This is a genomic window from Streptomyces sp. S465 (genome assembly GCF_026898115.1).
Lineage (GTDB): Bacteria > Actinomycetota > Actinomycetes > Streptomycetales > Streptomycetaceae > Streptomyces > Streptomyces luomodiensis.
The window spans coordinates 4,433,946-4,449,386 of record NZ_CP114036.1; the positions used below are offsets into that span (position 1 = coordinate 4,433,946).

Below are 15,441 nucleotides of genomic sequence, written 5' to 3' on the forward strand. Positions count from 1 at the left end.
TCCACCGGAAGCAACAGCGGCGCCGCGCCGCCTTGCAGACCAACAGGAGCAGCACATGATCGTCATTACGGCCCCGACCGGCCGGATCGGCCACCAGGTTCTCGAGAGCCTGACCGGCGGTACGGAAGCGATCCGCGTGATCGCCCGCGACCCGGACCGGCTGTCCGCCCAGATCCGCGATCGCGTCGAAGTCGTCCAGGGTTCGCACAACGATCCCGCGGTGCTGACCAAGGCGTTCACCGGGGCCGACGCCGTGCTGTGGCTGGTCCCGCCGAACCCCTCCACCGACGACCCCATGGAGCACTACCTCGGCTTCACCCGCCCCGCCTGCGAGGCCGCCACGGCGCAGGGTGTCCAGCGGATCGTCGGCGTTTCCAGCCTGGGGGCCGACTACGGCGAGGACGCCGGGCTGCTCACGCCCGCCTTCGCCATGGACGACCTGATCGAACGGACCGGGGTGGCCTACCGGTCCCTGCGCATGCCGTTCTTCATGGAGAACCTCCTCGCCCAGGCCGAGACCATCAAGCACCAGGGCACGTTCTTCCTGGCCAACGCCACAGACCGCCCCCTGCACCTGGTCGCCACCCAGGACATCGCCACCACCGCGACCCGGCTGCTGCTCGACAACACCTGGACCGGACAGGACAGCGTTCCGGTACTGAGCCCCGACGCACTGACGCCCACCCAGATGGCGCGGACCATCTCGGAGACCCTCGGCAAACCGGTCACCTTCCAGCAGGCCGGCATGGCCGACTACAAGGCCCACATGATGCGGTACGGGATGAGCGACGCCTGGGCACAGGGGTTGGCCGACATGGCCCGCGCCCAGAACAACGGAATCTACGAAGCCGAGGCAGCCTCCGCCACGCCGTCCCCCACCACCTTCCTCCACTGGTGCCACGACGTCCTCGCACCCGCCGTCCGGTAGCCGTCGGGCCGGGCCGCGAGGCTCACGCGATCACCGTTTCATCTTGGCGCGTTCGTGCTCCGCGTTGCCGATGATGGCCTCGACGCCGTCGATCTGGCGTTGGAGTTGGCCGAGTACGTCGGTGCGGGCCGACTGGATGAGGTGGTCCGTAGTCGGTGCCGTGCCTGTAGGAGTACTGATGGGGACCCAGTTCGCCTTGCGGCTGTGGTCGCGGATGACGTCCTGGCAGGCGCGGATCACCCAGTTCATCGCCACGGTGATCTCGTCACGGTGGAGCCGGTCGAGGTCGCAACCGTCGTTGTGGTCGCGCCCGGCCGTCATCCGACGGCCCCCTGGGCTTGCGCGGTCTTGACGGTGAACCAGACCGTCTTGCCGACCGTGTGCTCGATGTCGCCCCACGCATCAGCGAGTTCGCCTACGAGAAGCAGGCCACGGCCGTTCTCGCTGTCCGCGTGCGGGGATTGGGTGGCCGGGCGGCCGGGGCCGGAGTCTCGTACTTCGATGCGCACCTCTTCCTCGGCTGCCTCGATCCGTACCCGGAACAGTCGACCTGGTGGCACACCGTGCAGGAGGGCGTTGGTGGCGATCTCCGATACGCATAACTGGATCTCGTCCAGGCGGTCGGCGTAACCCCACTCGGACAGTGTGAGGGTGACGAACTGTCGCGCTGCACGAATGGATGGCCTGCGTCGCGTGAAGAACTGCTGCCGCGTCAGGGACACAGCGAGTCACCACCTCAGAGCTGGGTGCGAGAGCTGAAAGCACCTTATCGCTATTCACGAAAGGTAGCTAGGTAGGCTCGAAGGAGTAGTGGCCATGGGGTCGCTTACTGTGTAAAGCGGCAAGGTCGGTCGGCGAGTGTCGATCACGCTTGAGGAGGGGCTCAGTGGCCAGCGATGCGTGGATCAGTTCCTCAATGCCCTATCTACGGCCCGCGGCGGGCGGTCGGGGCGACGCATGGGGTGAGGAAGCGGCAGCGCGCGGGCGACGCGGAACGCAGCGCATCCTGCATGCCGGGGAGGTGTCCGCCCCGCCTGTCGTGGCCCGTCTTCTGGGACTCGAGGACGGGGACACGGTCGTCGTACGGCGCCGGATCATGTACCTCGACGAGGAACCGTGCGAGCTGACCGACTCCTACTACCCGGCACATATCGCGGCAGGCACCGGCCTCGCGGGCACCGCGAAGATCCGTGGAGGAGCGGTAGCGCTGCTCGCCGAGCTGGGGCACGAAGGACGGCGGGTGCGGGAGGACGTGACAGCCCGGATGCCGGACGTACAGGAGCGGGAGCTGCTGCGAACCGGTGCGGAGGAACCGGTGCTGTGGCTGGAGCGGGTCGTTCTCGACGGGGATGGCCGGGCCATTCAGGCTGACCTGATCACCATGCCCGCCCAGCGCCAGCGCCTGCGCTATGAACTCGAGAGGGGATGAGCTGTGCCGAAGGCCGAACAGGACGCGGTCGACCGGCGGTCGCTGCATGAACGGATCGCCGCCGACCTGCGCGACGAGATCATGTCCGGCGACCTCCCTCCGGGCGCCAAGCTTCCCTCGACCGCCCAGCTCAAGGAGCGGTTCACCGCCTCCAACGCGACTGTGCAGAAGGCTCTGCAACTGCTGAAGGACGAAGGGCTGGCAGTCGGCCGCGCCGGAGCGGCGGTCACCGTACGGGAGCACCGGCAGCGCACCATGCGACCCGCCTCCTACATGGCCCCGGCCGCGCCCGGCGAACCGTATCGATGGATCAGCGAGGCCGCGGCCCACCAGGCGCGCGGAAGCAGCCGGCTCCTCGACGTCACCGAGATCCGCCCGCCCGCCGACGTGGCCGAGGCACTGCGCCTCCCCGAGGACGGCACGGCCCTGCTGCGGGCGCAGGTGCTGCTCCTGGACGACGAGCCGGTGGAGCTGGTGAAGTCGTACTACCCGCTGGAGCTGGCTCGCGGGACGGCGATGATGGACCACCGCAAGATCAAGGGCGGCACCCCGGCCCTCCTCGCGGAGCTGGGCTACCCGCCCCGCCTCAGCGTCGACAAGGTCTCCGCCCGCGTACCGACCCAGGAGCAGTACACGGTCCTCGACCTGCCGGGCAACCTACCGGTCCTGCGGACGCTACGCGTCGTCTACAGCGACGACGAGCGCCCCATCGAAGCCACGGTGATGGCCAAGGCCGGCCACCTCTACGAGCTGCAGTACGAGTTCACCCCCTCCTGACCGCCCCCTCTTTGCGCACCGATCTTCGGAGCGGCGCTGCGCCCGCACGGGCCAGGACAGTGCGCTGACGCCGTCCCAGACACAGCGAAAAGCTCCCTACCAGCGGCGAACCCGCAGGTAGGGAGCTTGAAGGTGGGGGCGAACTTCTTCTTGCCCTGAGACTTGCCGGGGATCTCGGTGACCTGCATTTCCGCTGCTCAGAGTCGGTGGACACGTGCGCCTGGTGGTCGTCGTTGGTCGTCATTGGCCACTGCCGAGCAGCCTTGGACGGCCCAGAGACGGCCCAGCTTCTGCGCGCTCGACTGACGGCTGGCGCCCTCGACGCGCCTCGTCTGAAGCTCAGCTGACGACAGTCAGCCACGACGGCGGGGGCGCCAGCCGGCCACGTGCGCGTGTTCCTCGCTGTGCTCCCACTGGCCTCCGCCACGCTGCCGGTGCCGCCGACCAGAGCGAGCAGTCGGGCGACATGTGCCTGTACGCACGCTGCGCTGTAGTGGTCGTGTGGGAGAGCGTCTCCGCGACAACGAGAATTGCTGTTCAGAGTTACTCTCTGCTCTCCTGACCGCCTGCTGGACAGCCCGCTTCGTAGAAGCGCGAGGCTGGGTCTCACCCGGAGCGGGCGAGACTGGCCCGGAAGAACGGCAGCAGCGGCGGTGGCATTACGGCGGGGGATTCGAGCAGCACCCATTGGCAGCCGGGCACCTTCTCGTCGAGACAGCGGAGCGCCTGCCGCATCATCAACAGACCCACGGACGCCGACGCTTGGTCCGCCGGGGACCAGTAGCGACTACTCACATCGGCCATCAGCAGCATTCCCGGCGCAAGGGTTCTGCCCATCAGCCATTCGTAGGCCGCGTCATCCAGCACGTTGGCCTCAATCTCCGCCTCGACCCGCACGCACAGGTCCATAGCCCATTCCCGGGTCGCTCCGCTTGCCTCCCAAGCCTCTCGCAGATCGTCCAGGGTCGCTGTCTCCGCCAGACACAGCAGGGTGTCGAGAACAGGGCGGTCGGGGAGGGTGCTCATACCGCCATCGGGGGGAAACACCTCCTCAGCAAGATCCGGGACGTCCTCGACTGTGTATTCAGCCATAGACGCCCATGGGTTGTACCACCCCGCAGGCTGCATGGCCCGCAGCACATCACCGATTCCCTGTGGCGTGATGACGGCCCCCCCGCGCAGCACCGTGGTCACTGCCGCAGCCGTGACGTCCCCGTCGGACAGATTCGGAGGCTCTGGGTTCCGGTCCAGTTCAGCCAGCTCCGGCGGAGGCCACACCACACCCCGGTTACGCATGCATCGGATGATCCCCTCATCGATCCGGCGGGCCCGAGCGGGAACGAGCCGGACCCGTTGGCCGGAGGCGACCACCTCGTCGGCGACACGCTCCGCCCACTCCCCCTCGTCCTCCCGGCCTCTCGGGCCCTCCTCATCGAGAACGGTACCCAGACCCCGGACGGCTTGCCCGAACGCTCCCCGCACTGCATCCTCCGGCACCGGATGTCCCTCACCGAACAAGGCCAGTGCCAGATGAAACGGCCGAGCGCCACGCCGGGCTGATCGGGCGAGCGCCACGACCAAGCCGAATGCCTCGTCAACCGGAACCGATGCACTCCCCCGACCCCGGCCCAGTGCCCGCACCGTGTGCCTTGGCAACAAACCCGCCCGGCGCCAAGACGCGAGCTGCTTCATCGACACCCCGTAGCCGTACTGGCGCGCGTGGTCGATGAGCTGCTGATCAGCGGATACCGGACCACCCGTGGAAGACATGGCGCGAACCTACCCACTCCCGCCACAGGAGGACGTGGCTTTGGGAGAGATATAGAGCCTTCCCACCTTCACCAAGGCCAGGTGTGCCGCACATGGTGCTCTTGGGGAACCGCCGGACTACACGGCCCGGCAACGAACCAGGAGAACCCATGCTGATCACCTTCACCGACCTCTTCCCGACGACCGGCCCCCTGCCCTGGGCACTGATCACGGCCCTGCACATCTGGATCACCGTGTACATCGTCATCGTCGGCGTCGCCCTGCTCCACCCTCGCCGCTCCCGCCGGAAGGAAGCCCGCAAGATCTTGGACTGTCACTTCCTCGTCCCCCGGACCCTGTGACCTTCCCGCGCAAGTGACTAGCCTCGATCTTTCGGGAGGGTCCGCCGATGAAGTCGGCGGACCCTTCGCTGCCAGATCTCTGGCCGAGGCTGCGGTCGAGGCTGCCGAGCGCCAGCACACCTCCGTCCCCGGGGAGAAGACAATCGCCAAGCTGGTCCACACCCTGGCCGAGGAGGTGATGGCCCTCAACGAGCAGATCGCCGAGATGGACAAGCTCATCAAGGGCCGGTTTCGCGAGCACGAACCCGCCGACATCGTCCTGAGCGTCCCGGGCATCGGCACCGTGCTCGGCGCCGAGTTCCTCGCCGCCGTCGGTGACAGCCTCGACGATTTCGACTCCCCCGACGCCATGGCGGCCTTCGCCGGCGTTGCCCCCGCACCGCGCGACTCGGGCAAGGTCAGCGGCAACCTTCACCGGCCGCTCGTCTATCACCGACGACTCCAGCGCGTCCTCTACACCTCGGCGCTCGTCAGCGTCCGCTACGACCCGAACTCGCGGAAGTTCTACGACCGCAAACGCGCCGCAGGGAAAAAGCACGTCCAGGCCGTGCTCGCCCTCGCCCGCCGACCCATCAACGTCATCTGGGCCCTCATCCGTGATCGACGGTGCTACGAGGCCACGCCGCCGGTCACGACGGCTGCTTGACAACAGCATTAGGAAGCTGATTGCTGTGAGCGCGGTACGGGCACCGGCCGGGTTGGAGCGGGGCGGAGACATGAGCGGCGGCCCGGCCGGGGGCCGGGCCGCGCGCGGTGAGCGGAGCGAGCCGCCTTGAACTCGCACCACCCCGCCGCCGCTGCCCCAACTCGGCAACCTTGCAGCTCTCGGACACCTTCCACCTGATCACCGCCGGACTACGCGGCGGCAAAGGCACCCCGGAAGACGTCGCCACCCACCCCCGCGTCTTCGCCACCTTCACCGCACCCAGCTTCGGCCCCGTCCACAACCGGCTTACCGACCCGGCTGGCACGGTCCGTCGGTGCTGCTGCGGCGTCCGCCACGACCAGGACGACGACGCCCTTGGCACACCGTTCGCCCCGCACAGGTACGACTACGAATCCGCGGTGCTCTGGACCGCCCACGCGGGCATGCTCTGGCGGCGCTTCTCCATCTACCTGCGGCGGGAAGTCGCCAAGCGGGCCGGACTCAGCCAGCGAGCCCTCCGCAACCACGCCCGACTGTCCTTCGCCAAGGTCGCCGAGTACCAAAAGCACGGCGCCGTCCACTTGCCTGATGGCCGAGCACATCCAAGATCGCTGGTACACGACCGAGACTGGACCGGACGGGAAGGTACGCAAGGTCAAGACGGTGCGCCATGGATCGGGGCTCCGTTACCGCGCTCGGTACGTTGGTCCGGACGGTACAGAGAAGTCCAAGAGCTTCCCCGACTGGCAAAAGCGGCTTGCCGATCAGTGGCTCGCCCACGTTAAGGCGGATATGGCGCGAGGGCAGTACATCGACCCCCGCACCGCTCGGATCACGTTCCAGCAGTACGGCGAACGCTGAGTGGCCACCCAGGGTGCCGATCCGAACACACAAGCCTCGATGGAGTCGCAGCTTCGACTTCACGCCTTCCCGTATCTGGGCACGCGTCCGCTCGGTTCCTTCCAGCCTGCGCACATCCGGGACTGGGTGCCTCAGCTTCATCCGGGGGTCGTATGCGCGAACGATCTACTCCAACGTGCGTGCTGCCCTGAGTGCGGCCGTGGACGATGGCCATCTTCCCCGGAACCCATGCGCTGCCCGTTCGGTCCGGCCCCCAACGGTTGACGCGAAGCGCGTGATCCCGTGGACGTCGGAACGTCTCTTCGCCGTCCGGCTGCCATACCGGAGCGCTATCAGGCCATGGTCGACCTGGGCGGCGGCTGCGGGCTCCGTCAGGGCGAGATCCTGGGCGTGGCCACCGACGCGATCGACTTCGAGTCGGACACGCTCCACGTGGTCCAGCAACTGAAGCTGAGCCGCAGCAAGGCCATGTTCGCTCCGCCCAAGGGCGGCAAGCTCCGGCACGTACCGCTGCCCGGGCCAGTCACCGAGGCGCTCCGGGAGCACATGAAGCGGTTTCCGCCGGTCGAGATCACCTTGCCGTGGAAGGTGGCCGACGGTCCCCCGGTGACCAAGCGACTGATCTTCACTGGGCCACGTGGCGGTCACGTCTGGCGTACGTCGCTCAACGAGGAGGCGTGGAAACCGGCGCTGGCTACGGCCGGGGTCATCCCAGTGCCCAAGCAGGGCCAGCTATACGCGGAGTCCCGCGAGAACGGCATGCACGCGCTGCGGCATTTCTACGCGTCGGTGCTCCTGGACGCCGGGGAGAACATCAAGGCTCTCGCCGAGTACCTCGGCCACTCGGATCCCGGCCTGACGCTCCGCGTGTACGCTCATCTGATGCCATCTAGTCAGGAGCGGACTCGGAAGGCAATCTCCGCTATTTTTAATCTCTAGCGCAATGACTGTGGTTCGGCGGCCGAGAATGGGTGCCCCTTGGATCGGCCGTCTTCGCGCTTCATCCGATATCGTTCTTGAAGGTCACGCGTTGTGCACGCTTAGACATAACCTCGGTCGATTTTTTGATCACGAATATTCCGAACTCAGGGTCGGCCGCCAACGGTGCAAGTTTGGTGTTCTGAGAGATGCGTTGGGAGACAACGGCAGCAATGGACTCGGCCGTCCACCCGCGATCTACATCTTTAGTTACTCCACCAACCACACCGCTCACCGACTGAACAATTGGGTACGGATCTTTTCCGCTTATAACTCGTGCAGCTATGTCTTTCAACACTTGGGTAGAGGTGCGCGTATCATCACTTGACAGCCTCGGAGCGATTACTGGGCTATACATTTGAGCCCAGGTGACCCGCACACCCTGATGTTCAATCTCAAGGACACTGTGAGCGCTTGAAAGATACCTAATGCGTGCCGCCAATGACAGAGGACGTTCCCCCGGCCAGGGAGTCCCAGGACTAAGGGAGAAGCTTGATCCAACGAAAAATGCGTGCCCGGGAAGCAGGATACGAGCCAGTGCTATAAGCCCTGCCGTTGCGGAGACTTCAGCTTTCGCCAAGTGTGCCAGAACCGCCTTGGCTTGACCTCCATCAAAATGAGAGATCCCGCTGGTCACTGGCTTAAGCCATGCCGGAGGAACTAAGAGATGCGATGCAAATTCGTTAGCCTCCCGCTCCAGCGTGGCGATTTCGAATGAGTTGCTCGCCATCTCAATATTGGTCGCTTCGGGCGAACACTCGACCATGTTCGTATGCCAGGCTAGTTCGATGTGCCCAAGTTCATGCCCCAACGTGAAACGTTTGCGTGCATCCGTGCGTCCACTATGGGCGACAACAAGAGGGCGAGCGCGATCAAGAAAGGTAATCGCGTCACAGTCGTAAGGCCATTCATCCCATTCCAGCTCAGCCTTGGAACAAATCAGCGCCTCAATATCGATAGGCGGAATGAGTCCTAGTTTACCTATCAGGACCCTCGCCCGGGTGGCGGGAGCGCTCAGACTCGCCCCCTCCTAACCAGCCAGTCATAAACTCCCTTAGCCTGCTCCACAGACCCAGACCGAGCCGCAAGAGCATAGCCGGATTGTGCAGTGGCAGCCGCTTTGATTTCCTCTGTGAATGGCCTACCCTTTTTCCGAGCAGACAAGACCAGCCGCAGAGCCTCGGGGCGCTCCGTGCAGAGCCGATATTCGTCTCGTGTCATCCCCAGGTATTCATAAAGAGGAAGATCGCTTCCCTCGTCGTGCCAGTCGTCGATGTAATCATCAAGATCATCGACAGAAGCACGCCCACTCAGTGCCGCTGAGACGAAATTCTCTCGTCCGGACTCGCTACTACTAGACACTTATCCTCCTCCCGTTCACTGGGTCCTTAACGTACTCACCAGTCACGGCATCGACTACACCTCGATGTCTTCCCCTTTTGGAAAAAACCTCGACTTCTCCGCCATGCTCGCCGTCCCAGGTATAGATGAGCCCTGATATTTGGTCGACCCATCGCTCTTCACCGTACTTGAACTCCTTGCGGTAGCGCGGGCTTCTGAGGAAGCAGTTCGCTGGCATAGGGGCGTAGACCACGACAACTCAATGTATCGGCTACGCACGGCACTTGCACACGCACGGCACACATCTGATCTCAGAACCCAGGGCGAGCGCCTCAACAACGCATCGGGTCGGTGCCGTCAGCTTTCCATCGCGCTGGTCCAGCGGCCCAGGGACGGCCCCAGCCCAGCAATAAGCCCCCTACTCGCGGAGAAACCGCCGGTAGGGGGCTTACTGGCGTCGGTTTACTTCTTCTTGCCCTGGTTCTTGACCGCCTCGATGGCGGCCTTCGCGGCCTCCGGGTCGAGGTAGGTGCCGCCCGGGTTGACGGGGCGGAAGTCGGCGTCCAGGTCGTAGGAGAGCGGGATGCCGGTGGGGATGTTCAGGCCCGCGATGTCGGCGTCGGAGATGCCGTCGAGGTGCTTGACCAGGGCGCGGAGCGAGTTGCCGTGGGCGGCGACCAGGACCGTGCGGCCGGTGAGCAGGTCCGGGACGATGCCGTCGTACCAGTACGGCAGCATGCGCTCGACGACGTCCTTGAGGCACTCGGTGCGCGGGCGCAGCTCCGGCGGGATGGTCGCGTAGCGCGGGTCGTCGCTCTGGGACCACTCGGCGCCGTCCTCGAGCGGGGGCGGCGGGGTGTCGTAGGAGCGGCGCCACAGCATGAACTGCTCCTCGCCGAACTCGGCGAGGGTCTGCGCCTTGTCCTTGCCCTGCAGCGCGCCGTAGTGGCGCTCGTTCAGCCGCCAGGAGCGGCGGACCGGGATCCAGTGGCGGTCGGCGGCCTCCAGGGCGGACTGCGCGGTGCGGATCGCGCGCTTCAGGAGGGACGTGTGGACCACGTCGGGGAGCAGGCCGGCGTCCTTCAGCAGCTCACCGCCGCGGACGGCCTCCTTCTCGCCCTTCTCGTTCAGATTGACGTCCACCCAGCCGGTGAACAGGTTCTTCGCGTTCCACTCGCTCTCGCCGTGGCGGAGGAGGATCAGCTTGTACGGTGCGTCGGCCATGTCGTCGAGCCTACTGGACCGGCCTGAGCGGCTCGGTTGACGGACCCCGTCAATTCGGTGGCGGGGTGGGGGCGGGGTCGGTAATTTGCGGTTGCTGGTTGTGCCACTTACAGGGGGGAGTCGCCCGGTGTCCGTCGTCCGACTGAGGCAGGCCACGAAGGAGAGCGTTTCGGGGCTGCCCCGGGCGTTCTGGTGGCTGTGGACCTCCACCCTGGTCAATCGGCTGGGCGGGTTCGTGGCCACGTTCCTTGCCATGTACCTGACCGTGGACCGTGGTTATTCGGCGATGTTCGCCGGACTGGTCGGGGCGCTGCACGGGCTGGGCGGGGCGGTGTCGGCGGTGGTCTCCGGGGTGCTGACCGACCGGCTGGGGCGGCGGCCCACGCTGCTGGTCTCGCAGCTGTCGACGGCGGTCACGGTCGCCGTCCTGGGCTTCGTCCAGGACCCGGTCGCCATCGCCGTCGTGGCCTGTCTGGTGGGGATGACCAGCAACGCGTCACGGCCCGCCGTGCAGGCGATGATCGCCGACATCGTCGCCCCCGAGGACCGGGTGCGGGCCTTCTCGCTCAACTACTGGGCCATCAACCTCGGCTTCGCCGTCTCGGCGGCGGCGGCCGGGCTGATCGCGCGCCACGGCTATCTCACCCTCTTCCTGGCCGACGCCGGGATGACGCTGCTGTGCGCGGTCATCGTCTTCGCCAGGCTCCCGGAGTCCCGGCCGGAGCGGGATGCCGTCGGCGAGGGTCAGGGTGCGGCGGGGGTGGCGGCTGACCCGCCGGAGCCGGAGGTCGGGCTGGGCACGGTGCTGCGGGACCGGCGGTTCATGGCCGTGGTCGCGCTGTCGTTCCTGATCGCGACCCTCATCCAGCAGGCGTTCGTGGCGCTGCCGGTGGCGATGGGAACGGACGGGCTGTCCAGTACGGACTTCGGCGTCGCGATCGCGACGAACGGCGTGCTGATCGTGGCCGTGCAGATCCCGGTGACGCGGTTCATCGAACACCGCGATCCGGCTCCCCTGCTGATCGCCTCCGCGCTGCTGACCGGAGCGGGCTTCGGGCTGACCGCCTTCGCCGGGTCGGTGGGGATGTACGCGCTGGCCGTGGCCGTCTGGACGCTCGGCGAGGTCATCAACTCGCCCACGCAGATGGGGCTGGTGGCCCGGCTCTCCCCGACCCATGGGCGCGGGCGCTACCAGGGGATGTACACCCTGTCGTGGTCCCTCGCCTCGCTCATCGCACCGCTCGCCGGCGGCGCGGTCATCGACCGCTTCGGGGCGGACACGCTGTGGGCGGCCAGCGCGGTCGTGGGGGGCGTGGCCGCCGCCGGGTACGCGGCGCTGGGGCGCGCGATGCGGAGCGGTTCTGGGGTTGAGGATTCTGGGGGCTCTGGTGTTGAGGGTTCCGGGGTGAGGAGTTCTGGGGGCGAGGGTTCGGGGGTTGGGGGATCTGAAGGCAAGGGTTCCGGGGTTGGTGCGGGTGCCGCTGAGGTGGGGTAGCTGCCACGATCACCGCGTGGGCCTGGGGAGCAGTGGTTTGATGTCGATGCTCGGCAGCGAGGGCGACGGCAGCCGGTAGGCCGGGGGCGTCGGCCACCCAGGGGTGGTGGGGAAGCCGTAGGTCGGGAACGGGGCAGGCGCGGGCGCGGTGCCGGTGCCGGTGCCGCCGCCCGGCTGGTAGGGGTTGTGCCACCGGGTCACCGGCGTTCCGGGGTAGCTCGGCTCGTCCCTGTTCGCCCACAGCGCGAGCGTCAGCCCCGTCATCCCCACCAGCACGGTGAACGCCAGCGCCCGTACGGCGGTGATCCGCCGGCGCGCGGGGCCGGTGACTCCCGGCGCGATGCTGATCCGCCGCGCCTTCTCCCCCGGCGCCGGGCCGGTGGGCAGGGGTGCGCGTTCGTCCACGCCCAGGGCGGCCAGGTGCAGCCCGAGCCGCTGGGTCTGGCCGGGCAGCCGGACGGCGGTGTCGGCCCAGGCGTGGATGGTCTCGGGGGCGATGCCGTCGGGCGGTACGAGGATGCTGGGGCCGGTCCAGTCCATCGCCCAGTACGCGGTCCCCCGCGCGACCAGCTGCGCCCCGATCAGCACGGCCAGGGCGTCGGCCAGGGGGCGAAGTGGATCGCGCTCGGTCTGCTCGGTGTGGGGCAGTCGGGAGTTGAGGGCGCGGGCGAGCGGCATCCGGCGGCCGCCGTCCAGCAGTCGCAGCACCCGCTGGATCGTCAGCGCGTCCGGCTCCGTTTGCGGCTCCGTTTGCGGCTCCGTTTGCGGTTTCGCACCCTGTTCCGCGTCCCGTTTCGCGCCCGGTTTCGCCGTCTCTGGTTCCGCGTCCGGCTCCGCCCTCCGCCGTCCCGTCCCCTCGGCCTCCTCCACCGTGCGCACGGCCTCGGCCAGTGGGGTGAGGGTCCGCGTCGCGCGGTGTTCGGCCAGTTCGGTGAGCCAGTCCCGCCAGGGCACTCTGGTCCCCGCGTCCGGGCCGGACAGCAGGACGCGGCCCAGCTCGACCGCGTACCGCGGCGGGACGGGGACGGGGTCCGGGAGCCGGGGTTCGGTGCCGGACTCCCGGGCTTCCCGGGCGGGCAGGCGCGCCAGCCGTTCCAGCCGGGTGGCCAGGGCCGGATGCGCGTCGTCGGGGCCGGCGGGCCGCTCGGCGGCGCGGGCGCGCAGCGCGGCCATCGGCTCTCGTATTTCGGGCGCCTCGACCATATGGGCGAAGGCGCGGAACGGATCGTCGGGAATCCGGCCGGTCGCCCGGCGCATCGGGGCGAGGAAGTCGGCGAGGAACTCCTGCCACGCCGCCGCCAGCGCCTCCGTGGAGCACAGCGCGTCGGCGACGGCGCCCGGACCCGCCACCCGGGCGGCCTCCCGGTCGGCCTCCAGCTCCTGCCGCCGCCGGACCGGGCGGGTGAGCCAACGGAAGACACGGGAGTAGAGGCCGAGCAGCAGCAGCGGCCCGCCCGCGTACAGCCGCACCAGGTCATTGGCGGCCGACGCGTCCTGGATCGCCTGCCGGGCGGCGACCAGGCCCGCCGCGCCCCGGTGGGCCACCGCGCCGAAGCGGCTGTGGCGGCGGGAGAAATGGCCCAGCTCATGCGCGAGGACGGCGCACAGCTCGGCGGGCGGCAGGCCGACCAGCAGGGGCAGGCCGAGATAGAGGACGCGCCGGCCGGGGGCCAGCCCGAGGAGTGGGGCGTCCTCGGTGACGGAGGCGTTGACCTCGGCAGTCAGCCGGATCTGGGCGGGCGGCCGGGTGCCGACGCCGAGCGCCAGCTCCTCGACCGTGCGCCATAACTCGGGCGCCCCGCGCCGGGTCACCGTCACCGCGTCCCCGCGCGGGGCGGCGGGCCGCGCGGTGCGGACCACCGCCCACACCATGCCGAAGACGATCGGCGCGAACGCCGCGCAGGCGGTGACGACGCTGGTGGGCGGCGACTGGACCCCCGGCTCACCGGCGGTCCACAAGGCCGCCGCCAGAAAGGCCCCCCAGAGCAGCACCATGGCCGCGACCAGCGCGTAGAAGACGGCGAGCAGGGCGAGGGCGAGGACCGCACGGGCGACGGCGAGGACCGAACGGGCGACACCGATCATCGGCGCTCCCGGGTGGTGTCGGGGACGCCGTTGCGGGCGGTGTCGCGTGTCTCGTTCCGGATGCCTTGCCGGGCGGGATCGCGTGCCCCGTCCCGCATGCCTTGCCCGGCGGGATCGCGTGCCCCGTCCCGGGCGCGTTTCCGGGCAGCATCGCGAGCCCCGTCCTGCGCGGCATCTCGCGCCCTGGCCCGAGTGGCGTCGGGGACACCTTTCCGGGCGGCATCACATGTCCCGTCCCGGATGCCTTGCCGGGCAGCATCATGTGCCCCGTCCTGCGCGGCATCACGTGCCCCGGCCCGAGTGGCGTCGGGGACACCTTTCCGGGCAGCATCACGCGCCCCGGCCCGAGTTGTGTCACGAGCGCCGTCCCGGACGGCATCATGCACCCCCGCCCGAGTCGTGTCACGGGCCCCGTCCCGGACGGCGTCGCGGCCGTCGGCACAGACGTTGCCCCAGGCGGCGTCGCGGGCGTCGCCCCAGGCACCGTCCCGGCCGTCGCCCCAGGCACCGTCCCGGCCGTCGCCCAGGTCGCCGTCCCGGGCAAGGCCCACGGCATCGTTCCCCGGTTCCGCCCGGCGGCGTTCGCTCCGGAAGCCGTCCGACAGCCACTCCGCGGCCCCGTACAGCGCCACGGCCAGCGGGTCCCGCGCCGTGCGGGTCAGCAGGCGCTCGCCCGAGCGGTCCAGCTCGGGGGAGACGTCGAGCAGCAGGCTCAGCCGGGCGCGGGCCTTGTGCAGGTTGCTGCCGACGCTGCCGACGGAGATCCCCAGCTCTGCGGAGATCGCCTGATAGCTCATGCCCTCCAGCGAATGCATGACGACCACCTGGCGCTGGCGCGGCGGCAGCGTGCCGAGTGCGCGCAGCGCGGCCAGCGCCTCGGCGGTCTCCTCCACGGTGGCGGTCGCGGCGGCCGGGACGGTCAGCTCGACCGGCTTCCAGCGGAACCACCAGCGGCGCCCGTCCCGCGAGAGCTTGCGCCGCATGGTGGTGGTCACCCATGCCTCGGGCGAGGCGCACGCCCTGACCTCGGGCCAGCGGCGCATCGCCTCGATGTACGCCTCCTGCACGGCGTCCTCGGCGTTCTGCCGGTTGCCGCTGAGCATCACCGCACGGGCGGCCAGCCAGGGGTAGGTGCGGGCGTAGAAGGCGTCGAACTCCTCCTCGGACCTCTCTTCGCGCGTGATCTCCTCCGCGGTCCCGCTCATGCCGCCCGCCCCCCGTCCCGTTCGGCCCGCTCATCCCACTCATCCCGCTCGGCCCGCTCCTGCGGCCGCCGCCGTATGGTCAGCGCCGCGCCGTCGGGACGGCGGTCGGTGAGCACCGTGCCCGGAGCCGTTCTGCTCACCAACTCGGCCAGCGTGCGCGCCCGGAGCCGTTCGCCCGAGCGCGCCGCCAGCCAGCGGATGACGTCCCCCATCAGCCGTAGCACCCCCACCGTCACGATCGTTGCCACCGTGAGCCACGGATTGTCCATGAGCACCCTTATGTCTCCTCTTCATGGTTCCCGGCCGGAGCCGGTTCACCATGAAGAGCCGTCATGGATCGGTTTTCTTCACCGTGCTTCTT

Annotated in this window: 14 protein-coding genes and 3 pseudogenes; 8 read left to right on the top strand and 9 right to left on the bottom strand. The window is 68.5% G+C overall.

Features of this window, described 5'->3' with window-relative positions; all coding sequences use genetic code 11:
* Nucleotides 1–55 precede the first annotated feature (55 nt).
* Nucleotides 56–928 carry an NAD(P)H-binding protein gene (locus N6H00_RS18595; RefSeq protein WP_268972886.1) on the top strand — a complete coding sequence of 291 codons (873 nt, stop codon included), beginning with the start codon at nt 56–58 and terminating at the stop codon, nt 926–928.
* Nucleotides 929–958: 30 nt separating this feature from the next.
* Here the strand turns inward: N6H00_RS18595 and N6H00_RS18600 are convergent, their stop codons facing one another.
* A complete protein-coding gene (locus tag N6H00_RS18600) occupies nt 959–1,249 on the bottom strand; it encodes a hypothetical protein (RefSeq protein ID WP_268972887.1) in 291 nt (96 codons plus the stop codon).
* Nucleotides 1,246–1,650 carry an ATP-binding protein gene (locus N6H00_RS18605; protein ID WP_268972888.1) on the bottom strand — a complete coding sequence of 135 codons (405 nt, stop codon included), beginning with the start codon at nt 1,648–1,650 and terminating at the stop codon, nt 1,246–1,248. The genes N6H00_RS18600 and N6H00_RS18605 overlap by 4 nt, the downstream gene beginning before the upstream one ends.
* Before the next feature lie 194 nt (nt 1,651–1,844).
* On the opposite strand from N6H00_RS18605, the gene N6H00_RS18610 reads away from it, so the two are divergent.
* Nucleotides 1,845–2,357 carry a GntR family transcriptional regulator gene (locus N6H00_RS18610; protein ID WP_443073227.1) on the top strand — a complete coding sequence of 171 codons (513 nt, stop codon included), beginning with the start codon at nt 1,845–1,847 and terminating at the stop codon, nt 2,355–2,357.
* Nucleotides 2,358–2,360: 3 nt separating this feature from the next.
* The gene (locus N6H00_RS18615; protein ID WP_268972891.1) at nt 2,361–3,134 is read left to right on the top strand and encodes a GntR family transcriptional regulator; all 774 of its coding nucleotides are present in this window, start codon (nt 2,361–2,363) and stop codon (nt 3,132–3,134) included.
* 606 nt (nt 3,135–3,740) lie between these two features.
* Here the strand turns inward: N6H00_RS18615 and N6H00_RS18620 are convergent.
* The gene (locus N6H00_RS18620; protein ID WP_268972892.1) at nt 3,741–4,904 is read right to left on the bottom strand and encodes a hypothetical protein; all 1,164 of its coding nucleotides are present in this window, start codon (nt 4,902–4,904) and stop codon (nt 3,741–3,743) included.
* Nucleotides 4,905–5,053: 149 nt separating this feature from the next.
* Here N6H00_RS18620 and N6H00_RS18625 point away from each other — a divergent pair, with 149 nt between their 5' ends.
* The 4 genes and pseudogenes from N6H00_RS18625 (at nt 5,054) to N6H00_RS18645 (ending at nt 7,691) form a co-directional block, all read left to right on the top strand.
* Nucleotides 5,054–5,245 (top strand): hypothetical protein, encoded by a 192-nt coding sequence (locus N6H00_RS18625; RefSeq protein WP_268972893.1) that lies wholly within the window; start codon nt 5,054–5,056, stop codon nt 5,243–5,245.
* A gap of 70 nt (nt 5,246–5,315) precedes the next feature.
* Nucleotides 5,316–5,891: pseudogene (locus tag N6H00_RS18630) on the top strand (transposase); the annotation flags it as partial.
* A gap of 179 nt (nt 5,892–6,070) precedes the next feature.
* Nucleotides 6,071–6,472: pseudogene (locus N6H00_RS18635) on the top strand (replication initiator); the annotation flags it as partial.
* A gap of 7 nt (nt 6,473–6,479) precedes the next feature.
* A pseudogene (locus tag N6H00_RS18645) lies at nt 6,480–7,691 on the top strand (tyrosine-type recombinase/integrase).
* Nucleotides 7,692–7,752: 61 nt separating this feature from the next.
* On the opposite strand, the gene N6H00_RS18650 reads toward N6H00_RS18645, so the two are convergent.
* The 3 genes from N6H00_RS18650 to N6H00_RS18660 all read right to left on the bottom strand — a co-directional run bounded on the left by N6H00_RS18650 (nt 7,753) and on the right by N6H00_RS18660 (nt 10,295).
* Entirely contained in the window at nt 7,753–8,748 is a 996-nt protein-coding gene (locus N6H00_RS18650; protein ID WP_329618687.1) for an ImmA/IrrE family metallo-endopeptidase, read from the bottom strand.
* A gap of 336 nt (nt 8,749–9,084) precedes the next feature.
* The gene (locus N6H00_RS18655; protein ID WP_268972894.1) at nt 9,085–9,324 is read right to left on the bottom strand and encodes a colicin E3/pyocin S6 family cytotoxin; all 240 of its coding nucleotides are present in this window, start codon (nt 9,322–9,324) and stop codon (nt 9,085–9,087) included.
* 209 nt (nt 9,325–9,533) lie between these two features.
* Nucleotides 9,534–10,295, bottom strand: a complete 762-nt coding sequence (locus N6H00_RS18660) for a phosphoglyceromutase (protein WP_268972895.1) — start codon at nt 10,293–10,295, stop codon at nt 9,534–9,536.
* A gap of 127 nt (nt 10,296–10,422) precedes the next feature.
* Between N6H00_RS18660 and N6H00_RS18665 the strand changes: the two genes are divergently transcribed.
* Entirely contained in the window at nt 10,423–11,790 is a 1,368-nt protein-coding gene (locus tag N6H00_RS18665; protein ID WP_268972896.1) for an MDR family MFS transporter, read from the top strand.
* Nucleotides 11,791–11,799: 9 nt separating this feature from the next.
* On the opposite strand, the gene N6H00_RS18670 is transcribed toward N6H00_RS18665, so the two are convergent.
* Genes N6H00_RS18670 through N6H00_RS18680 form a run of 3 tightly spaced genes read right to left on the bottom strand, consistent with a single transcriptional unit; the run spans nt 11,800 to nt 15,349 of the window.
* On the bottom strand, nt 11,800–13,875 hold the full coding sequence (locus N6H00_RS18670; RefSeq protein ID WP_268972899.1) for a M48 family metallopeptidase: 2,076 nt from the start codon (nt 13,873–13,875) through the stop codon (nt 11,800–11,802).
* Nucleotides 13,872–15,080: an RNA polymerase sigma factor gene (locus N6H00_RS18675; protein ID WP_268972901.1), complete on the bottom strand. Its 1,209-nt coding sequence runs from the start codon at nt 15,078–15,080 to the stop codon at nt 13,872–13,874. The genes N6H00_RS18670 and N6H00_RS18675 overlap by 4 nt, the downstream gene beginning before the upstream one ends.
* Complete coding sequence (locus tag N6H00_RS18680) at nt 15,077–15,349, bottom strand: hypothetical protein (protein WP_268972903.1); 273 nt, start codon at nt 15,347–15,349, stop codon at nt 15,077–15,079. The genes N6H00_RS18675 and N6H00_RS18680 overlap by 4 nt, the downstream gene beginning before the upstream one ends.
* Nucleotides 15,350–15,441: the final 92 nt, after the last annotated feature.